Annotated in this window: 13 protein-coding genes and 1 pseudogene; 9 read left to right on the forward strand and 5 right to left on the reverse strand. The window is 68.5% G+C overall.

Annotated elements, in window-relative coordinates; translation table 11 throughout:
- Nucleotides 1-104 precede the first annotated feature (104 nt).
- The 3 genes from V4F39_RS16465 (at nt 105) to V4F39_RS16475 (ending at nt 1642) form a co-directional block, all read left to right on the forward strand.
- Nucleotides 105-491, forward strand: coding sequence for a hypothetical protein (locus V4F39_RS16465; RefSeq protein ID WP_332290795.1), 387 nt, complete (start codon nt 105-107; stop codon nt 489-491).
- Between the two features lie 118 nt (nt 492-609).
- Nucleotides 610-1347 carry a toll/interleukin-1 receptor domain-containing protein gene (locus V4F39_RS16470; protein ID WP_332290796.1) on the forward strand — a complete coding sequence of 246 codons (738 nt, stop codon included), beginning with the start codon at nt 610-612 and terminating at the stop codon, nt 1345-1347.
- Nucleotides 1348-1471: 124 nt separating this feature from the next.
- Nucleotides 1472-1642, forward strand: coding sequence for a hypothetical protein (locus V4F39_RS16475; protein ID WP_332290797.1), 171 nt, complete (start codon nt 1472-1474; stop codon nt 1640-1642).
- A gap of 151 nt (nt 1643-1793) precedes the next feature.
- Here V4F39_RS16475 and V4F39_RS16480 read toward each other — a convergent pair.
- A pseudogene (locus tag V4F39_RS16480) lies at nt 1794-2816 on the reverse strand (IS110 family RNA-guided transposase).
- A gap of 474 nt (nt 2817-3290) precedes the next feature.
- Between V4F39_RS16480 and V4F39_RS16485 the strand changes: the two are divergent.
- The 5 genes from V4F39_RS16485 to V4F39_RS16505 all read left to right on the forward strand — a co-directional run bounded on the left by V4F39_RS16485 (nt 3291) and on the right by V4F39_RS16505 (nt 12435).
- On the forward strand, nt 3291-4418 hold the full coding sequence (locus tag V4F39_RS16485; RefSeq protein ID WP_332290798.1) for a hypothetical protein: 1128 nt from the start codon (nt 3291-3293) through the stop codon (nt 4416-4418).
- Nucleotides 4419-4521: 103 nt separating this feature from the next.
- The gene (locus V4F39_RS16490) at nt 4522-5430 is read left to right on the forward strand and encodes a hypothetical protein (RefSeq protein WP_332290799.1); all 909 of its coding nucleotides are present in this window, start codon (nt 4522-4524) and stop codon (nt 5428-5430) included.
- A 71-nt stretch (nt 5431-5501) separates the two neighbouring features.
- Entirely contained in the window at nt 5502-8231 is a 2730-nt protein-coding gene (locus V4F39_RS16495; RefSeq protein ID WP_332290801.1) for a winged helix-turn-helix domain-containing protein, read from the forward strand.
- Nucleotides 8232-8387: 156 nt separating this feature from the next.
- Nucleotides 8388-10172 (forward strand): hypothetical protein, encoded by a 1785-nt coding sequence (locus tag V4F39_RS16500; RefSeq protein WP_332290802.1) that lies wholly within the window; start codon nt 8388-8390, stop codon nt 10170-10172.
- Nucleotides 10173-10386: 214 nt separating this feature from the next.
- Entirely contained in the window at nt 10387-12435 is a 2049-nt protein-coding gene (locus V4F39_RS16505; protein ID WP_332290803.1) for an alpha/beta hydrolase family protein, read from the forward strand.
- 77 nt (nt 12436-12512) lie between these two features.
- Here the strand turns inward: V4F39_RS16505 and V4F39_RS16510 are convergent, their stop codons facing one another.
- A complete protein-coding gene (locus V4F39_RS16510) occupies nt 12513-13529 on the reverse strand; it encodes a helix-turn-helix transcriptional regulator (protein ID WP_332290804.1) in 1017 nt (338 codons plus the stop codon).
- Nucleotides 13530-13624: 95 nt separating this feature from the next.
- Between V4F39_RS16510 and V4F39_RS16515 the strand changes: the two genes are divergently transcribed.
- Entirely contained in the window at nt 13625-14797 is a 1173-nt protein-coding gene (locus tag V4F39_RS16515; protein ID WP_332290805.1) for a hypothetical protein, read from the forward strand.
- Here the strand turns inward: V4F39_RS16515 and V4F39_RS16520 are convergent.
- The 3 genes from V4F39_RS16520 to V4F39_RS16530 all read right to left on the reverse strand — a co-directional run bounded on the left by V4F39_RS16520 (nt 14774) and on the right by V4F39_RS16530 (nt 18267).
- The gene (locus V4F39_RS16520; RefSeq protein WP_332290806.1) at nt 14774-15100 is read right to left on the reverse strand and encodes a plasmid stabilization protein; all 327 of its coding nucleotides are present in this window, start codon (nt 15098-15100) and stop codon (nt 14774-14776) included. The two genes, V4F39_RS16515 and V4F39_RS16520, sit on opposite strands and share 24 nt — an antisense overlap.
- A gap of 93 nt (nt 15101-15193) precedes the next feature.
- Complete coding sequence (locus tag V4F39_RS16525; protein ID WP_332290807.1) at nt 15194-17701, reverse strand: gamma-glutamyltransferase family protein; 2508 nt, start codon at nt 17699-17701, stop codon at nt 15194-15196.
- 17 nt (nt 17702-17718) lie between these two features.
- Complete coding sequence (locus V4F39_RS16530) at nt 17719-18267, reverse strand: PEP-CTERM sorting domain-containing protein (RefSeq protein WP_332290808.1); 549 nt, start codon at nt 18265-18267, stop codon at nt 17719-17721.
- Nucleotides 18268-18375: the final 108 nt, after the last annotated feature.

Consider the following 18375-nt stretch of genomic DNA (forward strand, 5'->3'; position numbering starts at 1 on the left):
CCATCAACGGCCGAGGGAGTCGGCATCGTGATGCCCAACCCTACATTGCAGCGGACCTGCGCCAGCTATGCTGGCTGGTCCGCTGAATTCGCACGTTGGGCGTCATGAGCAACACTACTCGCCACATCGCTGCTGCGCTCGGCTGGCTAATCGCGTTGCCACTCGTCGCGGTGGCGCTATTCGCGTTGGGCGCACTGCCAGGTTCAGAACTCCATTCAACCGTTGTCTCCGTGGTTTGGGGTAGCGGCCTTGTAGCGGTCTTCTCGTCCTGGGCGCTGCGCGATGCTCCGTCTCACGGCAAGTCCCGCAACGTTGCGCTTGGTTTCACCGCAGCGTGGTTTCTCGTCTTCTTTTTTGCCGTCTTTCCCTATCTCTTTGTCACGCGTGGCGTTAGAAGCGGCTTGGTGGCCTCACTCAGGTTCCTTTCGTTGTGTCTTGGTTTCGCCATTCTGTGGTTCGGCGTACCAGCCGTCTTCAGTCGCCTCTTCTAATAGTTCAGCCACGTGACGCTCAACCCTTCCATCAAGCTTCGCGTGCTTCCAGCCGGCGCTCATGTCAAACGTTGGGCAACAAATATCCACCGCTAGTTGAACGAAAGGTCAAAGAGACATGGCTCAATGCACGGCTCCAGTGAATGGGCATCGCACGTCCAGCGCTGCGGCAAACTGCCCTGCGTGTCGCTATCGCTCCGGCGGCTATCGCAGCAGTTATGGTTACGGTGGCGGCTACGGCTCGTCATACTCGTCAGGCGGCAGTAGCTACAGCAGCGGCGGCGGCGGCGGCGGCGGCGGCGGTGGTGGGCGATCTATCAGCAGTGGGAGTTCGAGGCCGCGCTGGTCTCGCGCCGGTTCGACAGTGTCATACACGCCCACTCAGGTGGTATCTCTCACACCAGTCCGCGCGGCTGTTGAGGCTCAAGTAGCAGCAAAGCCAGATCTTCGAGATTGTTTTCTTTGTCACGCCTGGGATGATCGCCAGGGTGCAGCGAAGCAATTGCACGATCTCCTTGAGGCTGCTGGAGTGAAAGTGTGGTTCAGCGAAAAGGACCTCGGGCTTGGCGTACCGATGATGCGTGCAATCGATAAGGGTTTAGCGGCTTCCAAAATCGGGCTCGTTTTGGTGACTCCCGCGCTTCTCACACGCCTCCCGAAGGAGGGCGTTGCGGACAAAGAGCTATCGACACTTCTGCAGGGCAGCCGGCTGGTTCCAATCGTTCATGGCACAACGTACGCAGCCCTCCGTGAGGTTAGCCCCATGCTAGCGTCCAGGAGTGGGTTGGACACTTCGGAAGATTCGATGCTGGTGATTGCTACCAAAATCTCAGAACTGGTGACAATCTGGGATTAAGAACATTCGTATATTTTTGAATCAGCCATTGATGCCCAACCCATCATTCCATCGGACCGCCTCCGGCAGCCGGTGAATTCATTCTACAAGGGCATCCCCATTCGTCAAGCAATACCCAGCCAAGATGAATCGCGGCGCGATTCATCTTGGAATTGAGATCGGTATTCCGGCCACCACGACAGCAGCGCAAGAAGAAGAACAAGGATGCGGACTGCAAAACTACAGCCGGCCTTTGTTACAGCGATTTGTGCTGCTGGCCCTGATGAAAGACGCGCGCGGGGGCTCCCATCGTTAGCCGCGGTTGTCGATGACGCCGCCTTGAATTAACCGAGTACTCCCCACGCAGGTCCAACCTTGTCCATCAACGCAGTCATCTCGCGGTGGCAATTTCGATGTCCGGGGCGCAGCCTCCTGGTAGGAGGGTGAATCGTCGGGGCTCGCGTGGTTTACGCCGCTGCAGGCGGTTTGAAATCTTCGCCCTTGGCCAGCATCGCCCAGGCCATGCGCGCGTTCTTCGCCGCGATGGCGACCACGGCTTTCCAGTACCCGCGCCGCTCGGCCAACTGTGTCGCCCAGCGGCTCAGGCGGTCATGCTTGTCATTGGCCGCCGCCAGCACGGCACGGGCACCCAGGATCAGCAGGGTTCGCAAGTAGCTGTCGCCGGCTTTGGTGATCCGTCCCAGCCGTGGCTTGCCGCCCGAGCTTTATTGCCCGGGTACCAGGCCGAGCCAAGCGGCGAATTGCCGCCCGTTGGCAAAGTCGTGGCCGTGGCCGATGTGGGCCAGCAGCGCACTGGCGGTGGTGGGGCCGATGCCGGGCACCTGCATCAGCCGCTGCGACCGATCCTCCGCTTGGGCGATCAGCCGAACATGGCCGTCGTAGGCGTCGATGCGCTCGTCGAGCCGGCGCAGTTCGTCCAGCAGATCGGCGCCGACGGTGCGCACCCAGCCGGGCAAGCGCTCCAGGTGCTCGGCGGCTTGGCGCCGCACGGTCTGCGCCTTCAGCGGCAGCACGATGCCGAATTCGCTGAGCAGGCCGCGCAGCCGGTTGATGCACGCCGTGCGGGCCTGCACCCAGCCCTGGCGCGCGACATGCACGGCCAGCCGGGCCTGGGACAGTTCGTTCTTGACCGGCACGAAGCGCATCGCCGGGCGCTGCACGGCTTCGCAATCGCCGCGGCATCGGCCGCGTCGTTCTTGCCGCGGCGCCCGCTCATGCGGCACGGCGCGACGAACTTCGGCGCCATCAACCGTACGGTGTGGCCGAAGCGAGAAAACTGCCGGGCCCAGTGGTGCGCGCCGGAACAGGCTTCCATGCCGATGGTGCACGGCGGCAGCTTGGCGACCAGTTCCAGCAACTGGTCCCGACGCACCGCAGGGGCGCACCAGCGCGGGCTTGCCGCATTCATCCACGCCATGCAGGGCAAACACGTTCTTCGCCAGATCGATACCCAAGGTCAGAATGTTCATGGACATCCCCTTCCGATGAAAACGACGATGAGATTGCGCAACCCCATCGTGGCACTCGGTGCCGGCCGACGCTTCAGGTCAAACCTGCAGCGGCGTTATCGGGACGGGGATGTCCCTTTCATTCGTCAGGCCGCAGAGACCGGCGACCAAGCGGTTGTCCAAATTTAGTTAGGCGTCATACTCAACTATCGTACCATGCAAACGACCCTATAAATGGCTACAGCTCAGGTCTTCAACCTACCAGCGGACCCTGGGAAGCGAGAGCAGATCTTGCGCTTGGCTAGCTACGTGCTCGAACTAAAAGGGCATTCGCCGGAGGATAGGTATGCAACGTGGGTTTGTCCGGTGCGATGGGAACCATTGGACGTTGATCCGGCAGTAGACGCCGATGCGCTTGTGGCGAACGTATTCAAGTTCCTCTCAGACACGTACGGGGTAAGTGGGCATCGCGGCCAAGCCCTTACGTTCGAGAAGATGCCCCTGAAGTCCATGGCTGCATACGACACCGCAGACGGCAAATTGGCGACAAGACTCGGACTGGTCTACTACGAAAGTTCACTATTCGCGTTCGTTATGGGCACCGAAGGCTCGCCTGCCGATGACAACCTGAAGCCGTGGATCGAAGCGGTCGCGTACGCGGAGCGATTGAAGTCGATTGGACATCCAACACATGCTTGGCTTGCCGCAATTGGCCCAAGCAGTAGAGAACAAGTCCAGACTCCAAGATTCGACGACATACATCTAGACCTAGGTGACATAAATCTTCAGTCCTGCGGATTCTCCTATGAGGAGCGTCGGGCCCACTCGTCTCTTTGCTCTTGGTCCTCGTACAAATGGGTGCCACTCGAAGTCCACGGCACTTCTCGAGGGCACCACTGGCAAAGTGCCGATTTCAACGCACTAAGGCAACTGCATCGTCTATGCGCTGTACTGACCGTCGAGACTGGCGTTCATTGGGCGCTAAAGGAGTCCCCACGGCCAGCGGAATGGGGACCCATTCAATTTCCCGAGAGCACACCTCTTGGTCTTGAGAAGAAGGAGAATACCTATGACGAATCTGGGCTGCCCGCCCAAGCGTGCGAGGCTATCGATGCGGACCGGCTGACTCGCATGTGGAAACACAGCCTGAATGACGAGTCGGTCGGCGCGCCCATCGAGGCGTACTACCAAGCGGCGTCGCTGCGAGACAGTCATCCTTCGTTCTCGCTAGTGGGATTTGTGGCGGCTATTGAAGAGGTCGGCAAATTACTCATCGCCCAACCAAAAGGCGAACAGTGCCCAACCTGCGGAAGAGAACGGACCAGTAGCAGTGCTCAACGCTTCAGGGCAGCTCTTCGCCTAGTTCTTCCCGAAGACAAGATTAAGGATGTGAGCAGTCAACTCTATCGTTGGCGCTCAGGAACAGCGCACTCCGGCCGCACATACTCGTGGGAGAGTTCGTTCGGGCGTCCACAGATGGGAGATAGCCTTCTCGTCAGTCAACCACAATCCATGTTTGGTGTGCGAGGTACGATGCGTGCCGACGAACTAGCAAGAGATTTAATCATCAAGCCTCTCGATGGCAATCCAATCAAAACACAGTCGGAAAACAGTGCGGGATGACGCCTAACCATTCACTCGGTACCAGTCGCCGCTTCGGGTCAAACCTGCAGCGTCGTTATCGGGACGGGGATATCCCTTTCATTCGTTAGGTCTCCGCACAACCATGGGTGCCGCCACTCGGTATCGCAAGAAGTTCCTCTCAGAACACCCCAAGTGCGCCTTCTGTGGCGGCAATGCGGACGCCAAGACTATCGAGCATTGTCCGCCAAGGGCAATGTTCCAGTTTCGCGAATGGCCCGAAGGGTTTGAGTTTCCTGCCTGCGAGAACTGTAACCTCGGCACGGACAATGAAGACTTGCTTGTGGCGATGCTCGCGCGCATAGATCCATTCGAAGAGAAGGGCGACAAAGACGGTAAGCAGGTAGGGCTTATGCGCGCCGTGAACAAGCAGTTCCCTGGCCTCTTCGAGAAGATGATGCCCACAGCAAGTGAGGCCCGTCGCCAGAACCGCGAACTAGGCATCACACCAAAGGACGGCCGGACGCATCAGGAAGCTGGCCCTTTGAAAGTGCCAGAGGAGTTTCATCGAGCAGTCTGCATCTTTGCCCGAAAACTGGCCAAAGGTATCTTCTACCGGGAGGCAGGCTTCTCGTTCCCAAACGATGGCTGCCTACTACTCAACTGGTTCACCAATGCCGATTTTATGCGAGATGGCAAATACACCGTCTTCGATCTGCTGAAGGAGTTGTCGGGTGACGCCCCGCCATTACTGCGTGGCGGCAAGTTCTTGAATGACCAGTTCGAGTACAAGCTATCAATCTCGCCAAACAAGAATGTATTCGTCGTTCAGGCGCGCTTCGGAAACGCGTTCGGCTTCGCCGTCTTTGGCAGCACGACGCCTGGGACGCTTGAGACTAGTATCGAGCGCTTGCGGGAGCAGAGTCAGCGTGATGGGCCGTTTGCCGTACTGCAGTCCTTAACTCTCGGGGAGGCCCGGGGTAAGCCATCGGGTGCGGAGACCTCTCTCGAGGAAATACGCCAGGGTTGTCGAGTTCGCCAGCCGCCGGTCTGACCTGTTGTGGGCAGCCACCTCGAAGGCAGCCTCAACGGCCTGGGGCCCAGGCCATCCAAAATCGCCTAGCGATGCCCGCCGCCCGCCCCACCCCCAAATTCCGCCCACCCCGCCTGCGCCGCGACGTCGTCGCGCGCAGCGCCCTGCTCACCCGCGCCGAAGCCGGTGCGCTCGATGCCCGGCTGCTGCTCGTGCAAGCCCCCGCGGGCTTCGGCAAGACGACGCTGCTGGCCCAGCTCGCCGAGCGCCTGGCGGCCGCGCAGCCGCGCGGCCACCACATCGCCTGGCTCACCGTCGATGCCGACGACAACGATGCCAACCGCCTGCTCGCCGCCGTCCTGGCCGCGCTGCGCCCCTGGCCGCTGGAATGGCCGGTCGAGCCCGAGGCGGTGCTGAGCCAGGTGCAGGGCGACGGCGCGGCCGCCCGTGCGGCCCTGGTGCCGGTGCTGAACGCGCTGGCCAGTTATGGCGGCGAGCGGGCGTGGCTGTTCATCGACGACCTGCACCGCGTCACCGATGCAGGCGCGCTCGCGCTGCTCGATGCGCTGCTGGAGCGCCTGCCGCCCGAGATCGGCCTCGTGGTCGGCAGCCGCACCGAGCCGGCGCTCGCGCTGGCGCGGCGCCGCGCCCGCGGCGAGCTGGCCGAGCTGCTCGCCGCCGATCTGCAGTTCGACGCCGAGGCCGCGCGCGCCATGCTGGCCGCCCGCGGCGTCGAGGCCCTGCCGGCCGAGGGGCTGCAGGCCGTGCTCGCGCGCACCGGCGGCTGGGCCGCGGGGCTGCAGCTGCTGGCGGGCGCGCATGCAGGGCGCGGGGCGGCGCTCACGCCGCTGCCGGCGGGCGCGCTCGGCGCGGGCACGGCGGCGCAGCGGCATCTGTTCGAGTTCTTCGCGAGCGAGGTGCTGGCCGAGCTGCCCGACGACCTGCGGCAGTTCGTGCTGCGCTGCGCGGTGCTCGACGAGCTGACGCCCGCCGCCTGCGCCGCGGTGGCCGGCCGCGCCGATACGCCGGCCGTGCTCGATGCGCTGTACCGCCGCCACCTCTTCCTCACCGCGCTCGACGACACCTCGCCCGCGCCCGCCGCGCTGCGCTTCCACGACCTGTTCCTCGATTTCCTGCGCAGCGAGCTGGACCGCCGCGCGCCCGGCCTCGCCGCCACGCTGCACGCCCGCGCGGCGGCGGCGGTCGACACGCCCGAGCGCGCGGTGCACCACTGGTTGCGCGCCGGCCGCTGGGACGACGCGCTCGCCGCCATGCACCGCGCCGCCCCGGCGCTGCTGGCCGCCGGCGGCCGCGCGCTGGTGGAGCGCTGGCTCGCGCAGCTGCCCGACGAGCTGCGCGCCTCGCACGCGGCGGCGCTGCACCTGCAGGGCCTGTGCGCCTGGTCGGCCTGGGATTGGCCGGGCGCGCGCGATCGCTTCCGGCCCGCGGTCGAGGCCTATCGGGCCGCCGGCGACGAGGAGCACGCGGTCGAGGTGCTGAGCATGCTCGGCGCCTGCCACAACGGCATGGGCGAGCTGGCCGAATCCACCGCCGCGCTTGCGCAGGCGCGGGGCTGGCCGCTGCCGCCGGCGCTGCAGGTGCCGTTCGATTCGCTGCGGGCCTGGGTGGGCCTCGCGACCGGCGCGCTCGACGAGATCACCCCGGCGATCGCGGCAATGGCGCAGAACGTGCGCCGCGCGCCGGCCACCCGCTTCCCGAACGTCGCCGACATGGGCTACGGGCACCTCGTCGGCCTGCCCGGCACCGCGGGGCCGCTGCGCGAGCTGATCGCGCTCGGGCAGCCGCAGCCGGGCGATGCGCGCGAGCTGCGCATGCCGGCGCTGGCCGCCTGGCTCGCCTTCTGGCATGGCGAGCCGTCGCCGTTCAAGCCCCTGCTGCACGAGCTGCAGCACCTGCAGCGTCAGGCACCGGGCAAGCGCGTGCTGGTGACGAGCGCACAGCACCTCACGGCGCTGCAGCAGGCCGCGGCCGGCGAGCCGGCCCTCGCCAAGGCCGCCGCGCAGGCGGCGGTCGAGGCCTTCGACGCGCCCGAGGCCGCCGGCCAGCGCCCCGGCTGGCTGCGCAGCCACCAGCATGTGCTGGCCCGCGTGCACTGGATCGCACAGGACGCCGCCGGCCTCGCGGCGCTGCTGCCGCGCCTGCGCCCGGCGCACGGCCCGCAGGAGTGGCCGGTGCTCGACGTCGCCGCCCTGCTGGTGCAGGGCCAGGCGGCGCTGCTGGCCGGGCAGGCCGAGCGGGCACTGCCGCTGCTGCGCGGCGCGGCCGAGCGCCACCGCACGCACCGGCTGCCGGTGTTCTTCGGCGATCCGCGGCTGCCGCTCGCGTTCGCGCTGCAGCAGTCGGGCGACGAGGCCGGCGCGCTGGCCGCGTTCGATGCCGCGCTGGCCGACGCGGCGGCCGAAGACGCGCTCGGCCCGCTGCTGATGGAGCCGCGGGCGCGGGTCGAGCGGTTGTGGGCCGCCTGGGCCGCGGCGCCGGCACCCGAGTGCGCGGCCGACGGCGCATCCGCCGGCCTGTCTGCTCGCGCCCGGGCCGCGGCCGAGCGCCTGCACGCCCGCTGGCTGGCCTGGGCCCCGTCCGCCGTGCAGCCGCCGGCGGTCGACCGGGGGCTGGCCAGCCTGTCCGACCGCGAGCGCGAGGTGCTCGCGCTGCTGGCCGACGGGCAGAGCAACAAGCTGATCGCCCGGGCGATGTCGATCAGCCCGCACACGGTCAAGCGCCACGTCGCGAACCTGCTGGACAAGCTCGGCGTGCAAACGCGCACGCAGGCCGCCGCGCGCTGGCTGCAGCCGCGGCGCTGAGGGCCGCCCTCCGCGGCGGCCGGCAGGCGGGCCATGGCCCGCCGATGGCCCGAGCGGGTGATGCGGCACCCCGCCCCGCCCGCGGACAGTGACGGTCTTCGCACCCCGGTGCGCCCTGCCGTTTGCCGTCCGATGCCACGCTTCCCCCTTCCCGCCATGGCCCACCGGCCCATGGGCTCCCCTTCGCGGCGCCGGGCGCCGTTGCTGGTGGCCTGCTGCGCCGAGGACACGATGATTCCCCTGCGCTGCCCGCGGCCGATGGCGGCCGTGCTCACGTTGGCCACGGCCGCCCTGCTCACCGCTTGCGGCGGCGGGGGCGGCGCTGATGCCGGCTCGCCCGGCGGCGCCCCCGCCGGCGAGCCGGGCGCGCCGCCCACCGGCCCTGCCGCCCCGGCCGCACCTGCGCTGGTCGCCAGCAGCGGCACTGCCGCCACCGCGCTCGTGCAGTGGCAGGACGCCACCGGCACCGGGCCGTGGACGCTCGAACGCCTGCGCGACGGCGACGCCGCGGCGCAGGCCGTCATACCCGTCACGGCGGCCGCCGGCGCCGTCGTCGACACCGGCCTCGCCGCCGCCACCCCCTACCGCTACCGGCTGCGCGACGCGGCCGGGGCGGTGCTCGCCGAGGCCACGGCCACCACCGGCCGCGAGGAGGCCCTGGTCGCCGACTGGGGCGCCGCGCAAGGTCCGGCGCAGGCGCGCGCCATCGGCGCCCAGGCGGGCGAAGCCGCGGCCGGCGAGGCCACGCTGCGCTTCGAGGCCGGCACCTTCGCGGCTGCCGGCACCGCCACGCTGACGCCGCACGCCAACCCCTTGGCCGACGGCATCGGCCCGGCGTGGGCCATCGAACTCGACCAGCGCCCGCAGCAGGCCATGACGGTGGCCATCGCCTATGGCGCCGACGAGGATGCCGACGCGGTGGAGCACCAGCGCCTCGCGGTCCGCCAGGCCGACGGCAGCTGGTGGATGCTGGCGGCGTGGAACCACGATCGCGCCGCGCGGCGGTTGACGGCCGTGATTCCGCCGGGGCTGGTGCCGCCTGCGGACATGACGGCCGCGCCGTCGTCGCCGCGCGCACGCGCCGCAGCAGCCGCCTCGCCGGCACGGGTGGTGATCCAGCTCGTGCGCTTCGTCGGCGTCAAGCTGCTGCCGCGCGAGGCCGGCGTGCGGGTGCTGGGCAGCGTGCTGCTGCAGCCCGTCGCGGCCTGGGACGTGCGCGAGGACGCGTGCGACATGGACCCGGGCCCCCTCTGCGTGCCCGGCATCGGCCTCGTGCGGCGTGATCTGCCGATCACGAACAACAAGGCCGGCTACCAGCGCCGCTGGCTGCTCGAAGGCAGCACCACGCCCGATCCGGCGCTGGGCATGTTGACGGCGGCCGGCGCATCGGGCGTGGTGTACCGCGCGCCCGCCACGGTGCCGGCCACCAACCCGGTGACGCTGCGCTTCGAGAGCGTGCACACCGCCAGCGGCCGCCGCATGGCCGTCTCGGCGCGGGTGCGCATCACCGAAGACGCCTGGGTCGGACCAATGACGCTGAGCAACAGCGCCGACGGCATCGGCTACTACTACGACGCCGACACACGCTGGGTGCTCGATCCGTCGCGCAGCAGCGAATCGGTGCGCTACTACCGCGCACAGGGCCGCGTCACGCTGCACATCGAGAGCGGCGCCTGCGGCCTCGTGCCGTCGCCCGCCAGCGCCGAGCTGGGGCCGGCCGCCGGCTTCACCGACCTGGAAGTCGACGAGATCACCGGCCGCTACCACCTGCAGCTGAACGCGATGTGGCCCGCCACGCTGCGCACCTGCCTCGGCACGCCGATGCCCACGTCGGTGGGCGTCACCTTCGACCAGCACGGCAGCCTCGCGGCCGATCGCCTGCGGGGCTCGCAGCAGGAGGGGCCGATCCACCGCGTGTGGAACCTGGCGCGGCCGCAATAACGGCAAAACAAAATCTGCTTGCCGTTTTGCACATACTCAAATATCAGTTTCGACAGCCCGCCACAAAAATCGTATTTAGGTGAATGCCCTATGAATGGCCTGCTCCCGGCCACCTAAGATCATTGAATGTACTAACCGGTTAACTCACGGCGATGTTGCGCCGCGTCACCCGACGGTGGCGCAACGCTTTGAATGGTCAAGACGCGGAGAACCCATGGCAAAGGCATTCGATGATCAGCAGGCCCCTGCGCAGGCGATGAAATTCCAACGGCGTGACCTGGGCAAGTGGCTGGGCGCGCAGGCGGTGCTGTTTTCGGCGCTGCCGCTGGCAGGCTGCTTCGGCGGTGGTGGGGGCGGTGATGAACCCAACGTGTATCCAACCGCCACGCCCATTGCCGATACGGCGGCCCAGCCTGCCACCATCGGCAGTTACCAGCGCAAGAACGGCTATTTCACCTGGTCGGTGGCCGCGGGGGGCGCAGACCGCGAAATCGAGGTCTATATTCCGCCGGGCGCCCGGCAGCGGGAATTCTGGATCGGCATCACCCTGCCCAACGGCGTGCAGAGCAACCAGTTCCTCGGCGACGCAGGGTGGTTCGATATCGCCGATGAAAACTCGGCCTGCCTGCTGGTGATGAAGCCGGGCAGCAGCGGCAGCTGGGGCGAGGTGACGGCCGAACTGGCCTACGTCACCGCGGCCATGGGCACCTTGGTCAGCAGTGGCACCCATTACTCCGCGCTGACCTACCACTATGTGGTGGGTTATGGCGCCGGCGCGGCTGCCCTGCAGTTGTATGCCGCCAAAACCCCGTTGTCGATGATCAGCCAAGTGTATGTCGACGCGGCCGCGGATGCGGCCTACAACGCCTTGCTGGCCGCAGCCGGCAACACGCAGGTGGGCGCCACCGCGCAGCCCAACCACATGGACTTCGCGGGTTACCTCGATATCAACGGCAATCCCGTCACCCAGCGGCGCACATTCGCGGCGCAGTCGTATCGGGACGTTCCCATCCCGACCTGGTTCGTGGGCAACACCGCACCGTCGCTGCTGTCGTACTGGGCCGGCGTGAACGATGCCGGCATCCTGCCCGTCGCCGACAAGGACTACGGCCAGATCTACTGGCAGGACAAGGAGGTCTCCAACGCCATCGCGACGGCGTCGAGTGCGGTGCGGTCGCAGGTGGCGGTGAAGTCGGGCTCGGTGAAGCTGGACGACGCCTCGCTGACGAACAAGATCTACCGCTTCCTCTCGCAATACAGCGGCTACGACAACAACTCGGTCTACGGCCACTTCATCACGAAGCGCCTGGATTACAAGGCGGCCATCGCCAGCGGCAACATGATCGTCAAGAATCATGTGTGGAGCGGCAGCACAACGCAGCAGACCTATATTGTCTACGTACCTGAAATCGTCAAGAAGAACTACAGCGCCGCCAAGCCGGCGCCGGTATTGTTCTGCACGCACGGCGCGGGCCAGACGGCATTTGTGTTCATGGAAGCCACTGATATCAAGGAGGCCGCCGAAAAGTACGGCTTCATCGCCGTCACGTATGACACGACCACCACCGCCTACCTCACCGACCTGGTCGGGATGGTCAAGCAGGATTGCCTCGCCCTCGGCGTGGCGGCGGACGATACGCGCCTGTACGTCTATGGCCAATCGGCGGGCGGCGGCGCGGTCACCAATTTCGCGCGGGATGCGACCCTGGTGAATACCTTCGCGGCGTTCGGCCATACCTCGGGCACCTTCAGCAACCCGGCGGCCGCTGCCTCCACCGCGCTGCTGCCGCTGTATGTGATCTACGGCGAATACGACTACTGGCCGATGAAACTCGGACCGGTTGGCGCCGGGGATTGGCGCGGTTCGACGAACAACCAATCCGACCGGACGGCGGCCATGCAGGATTATTGGCTGAACCGGCTCATCGGCCGGACGCTCGCCGCCGAGCTGGCTTCACCCACTTATTCGCTGATGGATGGCCTGGCGGGCAGCGAGGTGCCGCAAAACACGCCCATCAGCCTGATCGTCAAACCGACGGCCACCGCCAACCGCTACAAAACCTACACCTGGAACCGCAGCGGCATACCCGTGTTCGTGTTCGGCCAATCCTACGGACGCGGCCACAACCAGATTCCTGGCGACATCAACAAAATGTGGGAGGAGTGGTTCAGCAAGTGGCAAAAGGGTGATCAGCCCAATACCTTCCGATACTGGAAGGACGGCGTGGGCACGGGCCAGCCTGCGCTGCTCACCCAGGCTTGAGCCGGGCGCGCATCACGCGAGTTCGTACCCCGTGCTGCGCCCGTGGCGTCCAGCACCATCTCGACAACGCGCTCGCGTCACGCCGCCCCCTCGATGCGCCCGCCCATCGCCGCCACCGCCCCTTCCAGCGCCCGCCGCACCCGCGCCTTCAGCACGTCGTCGCCCAGCACCTGCACGTCGCCGCCGTGGCGCAGCACGTCCATGGCCAGCTCCGTGGGGTCGGTGTAGGGCAGTTCGAGCCGGTAGCTGCCGTCGGCCAGGCGCTCGCCGCGCTGCTGCGGGTGCCACTGCTCGTGCGCGACCCACTCGGCGGCCTCCGGCGTGAACAGCAGCGTCGCCTGGCGCAGCGCCGTGCCGCCGAACACACCGTAGCCGCCGTCGAGCGCGGCCTCCACCGTCTTCAGCGCCACGTCCTTCGCGCGCGTGTCGAGCAGCCGTGCGTCGCGCACCGCGTCGACCGCGAAGCGCCGCAGGCCGTCGCTCGAATGGCACCACGCATCGAGGTACCAGGTGTTGCGGTAGAAGACCAGCCGCTGGGGCGACACGGTGCGCTGCGAGGCCTGCTGCCGCGTGCGCACGTAGTAGTCGAGCACCGCCTGCCGCCGCAGCGTGATCGCGCTGCCCAGCAGCTCGAAGTGCCGCGGCGAGACGGCGCGCCGCGCCGGGCTGGCGATGCGGATGCGCTTCATCAGCTCGCGTGCGTCGCTCTCGCTGGTGCCGAGCATGCGGTGCAGCTTGTCGAGCAGCGGCTGCAGGTGGCGCGCCAGCACGCCGCCTTCGTCCAGGCCCTGGATGAGCTGGTGCATCGTCAGCAGCGCATGGATCTCCCGCTCGCTGAACCACACGCCCGGCAGCTCGTGGCTGGCCTCGGCCGCGCCGCCGCGCGCCGGCGCCTCGAAGCGGTAGCCGTTGTGGAAACGGTCGTAGACGATGGGCGCGTCCATCCGGCTGCGCAGGTACTCCAGGTCGCGCTTGAGCGTGGCGCGCGACACGCCCAGCTCGTCCATCAGCTCGGTGAAGCTCACCAGCCCCTGTTCGGCGCGGCGGTTGCGGATGAGCAGTTCGATCTTGTAGAAGCGTTCGGTGCGATCCATCGCTCGAAGCTTATCGCAGGCTCACGCCATGAGCCACCGAGGCGCCACACTGGCTCTGCCGGGGACGTCCCGGCGCCGTTCTCCGGAGCCCGTCCATGGCCCAAGCCGCCCTTGCTTTCGCGCTCGAGTTTGCCGACACCCTGCCCGGCCGCGCCGCCTCCCCGTTCAGCACCCGGTTCGAGCGCACCGGTTTCGAGATCGGCCGCGACCATGCACGCTACGGGCTCACGCCGCCGGCGGACCAGATGCTCTTCGGCCACCCGGTGCGCGCGGGCTGGGATGCCGGCGTGCCGGCGTTCCGCCGCCGCACTCGGCGCGCCACCACGCCGGTGCACCAATGGCTGGAACTGCGCCTGCAGGCCTGGCTGCGCAGTGCGGCGTTCGAGGACATCCAGGTCACGCCCCACCTGCTGTCGCAGATCGCCGCGGCGCAGTGCCCCGTGACCGGCGAGCGCCTGACGCAGGGCACCGGCCACCCGAGCGACGCGGTCATCGAGCGTCTGAACCCCCAGGCCGCCTATGCCGCGGGCAACCTGGTGGCGATGAGCCGCCGTGCGCAGGCGGCGCGGGCCGGCCGCGATTGGCACGCCGCGCTGGCGCAGGCGCACCGCATCGAGGGCGGCGAGGCCGAGGCGATCGACGGCCTCACGGCCGAGCAGTGGCGGCGCCTCGCGGTGCTCGCGAGCTTCGCGACGCCGCTGTCGCACGACGAAGCCGCCGCGCTGCCGCTGGCCGTGCTGCCGCCCAACCGCGTGCGGGTGATCAACCCGGTCCAGGCGCTGCAGGTGGTGCTGACCCTTCCTTTCACCCGCGCCGACGCACTCCCGCTGCTGGCCCCGATGGCCGCGCTGGTGCCCGCGCACGCACGGCCGGCCTTCCACGTGTTCATGACGACGCTGCTGTCGCGCCGCGTGGCGGGCGGCCAGCCGTGGAACGGCGCCGCGATGGCACAGGCGATGCAGCAGGCCTGGGCGGATCCGCTGGTGCTGCGCCGCTGGCAGCGCCTGGCGCTGGCGCTCACGGCCGCCGAGGCCGAGCGGCTGGTGCAGCAGCTCACGGCCCGCGGGCTGGGTGGCGAGTCAGTGCGCTGCCTCGACTTCATGCAGGCCACCGACGGCTGGGGCCTGGCGGATGCACCGGCGGCGCTGCGCGTCGCGGCCGTGGCCTCGCGCCCGGCCGGCAGCGCCGTGGCGACGCGGGCCCGCGGGCCGGTGCCGCGCCTGGCGCCCGCCGCGACCGGCGGCTCAGCGGCCCACCGCGTCGAGTAGCTGCTGCTTGTTCATGCGCGAGCGGCCGGCGATGTTCTTCGCCTTCGCCTCGTTGTAGAGCTGCGCGTAGGTGCGCCCGCCCTCGCCGCTGTGCGAGCGCTTGCCGCCGCGGTGGCCGGGCGACACGTCCTTCAGCGACGAGCGGCTGGCGGTGCGCGACTCGCCGTGCTGCGCACGCTCCTTGTTGACGGTGCGCGCGGCGATCTCCTCCGCGACGGGAACAGGCTTGCCCCGTTCGCGCAGGCTCTGCTTGATGTGCTTGTACTGGCGTTCGCGCTTGGCGGACCAATCGGTGCTGGGCATCGCGGGCTCCTGGCGGTGGCGTCCCGGGGGGACGGAATGCCACCGCCGGGCAAACGGCGCGCCCGCCCGGGCGCGCCGCCTGGCCCGCCGCGGTCAGTACCCGTTTGCGCCGCCGGCGCGCCGGTAGTCGGCCGCGCCGCGGTAGAGCGGGAAGCCGTTGGCGTCGTACTCGACCGAGATGCCGGCCAGCCCGCTCTTCAGGCCCGCGGGCGCCAGCGTGGTGGCCGTGTAGCCGTAGGTGCTGCGCATGCCCGGCACCAGCGCGGCGGCCGGCTTGCCGGACTCGATCTGCAGCACCGACGACCCCAGCGCCTGCCCCGACCAGTTGTCGGCATTGATCGCGGCCTGGATGTCCATGCCGTAGACCACGTTGCCGAGGAAGGTCTTGACGATGTAGTCGGGGATGGGCCCGCCGCCGGCCGAACCCCACACCAGCTTGACGCGGCCCTGCGCGTCGAACGCGATGGCCGGCGAGATGGAACTGCGCGGCCGCTTGTTGGCGGCGTAGCCGTTGACGTCGATGCCCGGCGTGCTGGCCGAGAAGTTCGACATCGCGTTGTTCAGCATCATGCCGCCCGCCTCGATGTGCGCGCCCCAGTGCGTGTTGATCGTGGTCGTCATCGCCAGCGCGTTGCCGTAGCCGTCGACGATGGCCAGGCTGCTGGTGGTGTTCATGTCCTCGGTCTGCTCCGCGGCCGGGGCCTTGGCATAGGCCACGCTGCGGCCGGCGGGCGCGGCCTTGCCGGCCGGCGCACCCAGCGCGGCCATCGGATCGAACACCGACGGATCGGTCGCCACGAACGGGGGGATGCCCTGCGACGCCGTGCCGGCCGCGACCGTGCCCAGCGCCGTGCCGTTGATCAACGCCGCGCGTGCATCGAGGTAGGCCGGGCTCAGCAGCGCGTCGACGCGCGTGTTGATGTTGGAGAACGCCGGATCGCCGACGATGTTGCGCCGGTCGGCATTGGCCAGGCGGCTGGCCTCCCCGGTGAGGTACAGGTAGCCCGCCGAGTTGAAGGCCTCGGCCTGCACGCCCTTGCGCTCCAGCAGCCCCAGCGAGTACAGCGTGACCACGCCGCCGAACAGCGGCGCCGGCTGCGTGTGGATCGTCATGCCGAAGCGCGTCGCGGTGAGGGGCTTGCGCTCGACGGCGCTGTAGTTCGCGAAGTCGCTGGCCGCCATCAGGCTCGGGATGCGGGCCGGGATGATGGCCGCCGACGTGGTGCCGTCGGGCCGGTAGGTGGACGGCAGGATCGAGGTGCAGTTGTTCGTCGTGGTGCCGCGCACGAACTTGTCGTCGGCGAAGCGCTGCAGGATGGTCGCGACGATCGGGCCGCTCGGGTCGTAGAAGGCCGCGGCGCCGCCGTCGCGCACCAGCGCCATGGTGGCGGCCAGTTCAGGGTTCTTCAGCGTCGAGCCCACCGGCATCGGCTTCTCGCCGGCCGGGTCGGTCGGGTCGCAGTAGCGGGCCTTGATGTCCTTGTAGGCGCAGCGCACCGCGCCCCAGCGGTCGCGGGCGTTGTTGTACCAGGCCTTCACGCCACCGGCGTTCAGCGGGTCCCCGGTCTCGTCGTCGAACTCGGTGCCGTCGCTGTAGAGCGAGTCGTACATGTACTTGCTCATCGGGAAGCCGTTGGCGGCCAGGCCGATGGCGTCGTCCCACAGCGTGTTCCAGGGCTGCTTGCCGTGGGCGCTGTGCACCAGGTCGAGCACCTTCAGCGTGCCCGGCACGCCGGTGGCGCGGCCCGAGATGTTGGTGTTGCCCTGCTGCGCCGAGAGGCTGCCGCCGATCTGCTGGCCGGAGCGGCAGTTCAGGTCGGAGGCCACCGCCATCTGGTAGATCGAGGTGGTGGTCGACGCGCCGATGTTGGCGGGCGACGAGGCCAGCCCGTCGTAGGTGTGCACCTTCTTGGCGGCCGCGTCGTAGTAGGTGATGACCGCGCCGCCGGCCAGGCCGGAGGCGAAGGGCTCCACCACGCCCAGCACCGCCTGCACGGCGATGGCCGCGTCGCTGGCGGTGCCGCCCGCGGCGAGGATCCTGCAGCCCGCGGCCGACGCCTTCACGTCGGCCGAGGTCACCATCATGTTGGTGCCGGTGATGCCCACGGTCTGGCCGTAGGGCGCGCCGGCCTGCGGCTCGCAGCGCGCCGGGTCGAACACCACGGTGCGCACCGGCGTGCCGGCCAGCTGCCAGGCAAGCGCCGCCGGATCGAAGGCCCGCGTGCGGTCCTGCCGCAGCGTGATCGTGTCGGCCGGCGTGGCGCTGGCGTTGGCGGCCAGGTCGCCCACCACGACGCGGCCGTCGATGACGGTCGTGCCCGGGCCGGCCGAGGCCAGCGTGGCGACGATGCCCGACTGGGCGGTGCCGCCGTTGCGCACGGTGACCTTGAACACGTAGTCGAACACCGTGCGGTCCACGCGTGTCTCGCTGACCTTGGTGAGCGAGACCACCGAGGCGCCGGCCGTGTCCGCCACCGCCAGCGCAAAGGCCTGGCCCTCGCCGGCAGCGGCCGCGGAGGCCGCACTGCCGTCGCTGCCGCCGCCGCAGGCCGCCAGGGCAGCGGCGGCGACGAGCGTCAGCGCGACGTGGCGCGAAGGCATGCGGGGTGCACCGCGCATCATGCGGCCACCTCTTCGGCGGCGGCCTTGGCACCGCGGCGGCCCACGGCCGCGCCGATCACGCCCAGGCCGAGCAGGGCCAGCATCGCCGCGCCGGGCTCCGGCACGGCCGCGATCGTGGTGCCGCTGTACAGCACGTTGTAGCTGGCATCGACGATGTCGAACGGCAGCGCCGGCGGCAGGCCGCTGCCGAGGTAGGTGAACTGCACCGAGAAGCCGGCCTGGCTCTGGCCGCCCGCGAGCGCCAGCGCCGGGTTGGTGACGTAGCTGTCGAAGAAGCCGGCCGACGACAGCGCGCTGTCGGGCTGGATCACGATGCTGTCCCACGCCGCGGGCGAGGCCGTCACGGCGAGGTCGGCGAACAACGTCTCGGAGAAGTAGATGGTGAACGCTTCGATCGTGGACGGATTTCCGTCGTTGGCGATCGAAAAACCGACCGTCCAGGTGTTGCCGGCGGCCTGGGCGAAGCTGGTCGTGACGGTGGCGGCATGGGTCAGGGCCGGCGCTGCGAAGCTGAGGGCGGCGGCCAGGGCGATGAGGTGTTTCATGGACAACGGTACGGTCAGGAAAAGGCTTCGGATCAAGCAATGCACATGCCTCTGCAAGGCAATGCGGCACCCCGGATCGAGGGCCCCCGCGGGCTGCGGCATAGTTGC

The sequence above is a fragment of the Aquincola agrisoli genome, assembly GCF_036621135.1.
GTDB classification, from domain to species: domain Bacteria; phylum Pseudomonadota; class Gammaproteobacteria; order Burkholderiales; family Burkholderiaceae_C; genus Aquincola; species Aquincola agrisoli.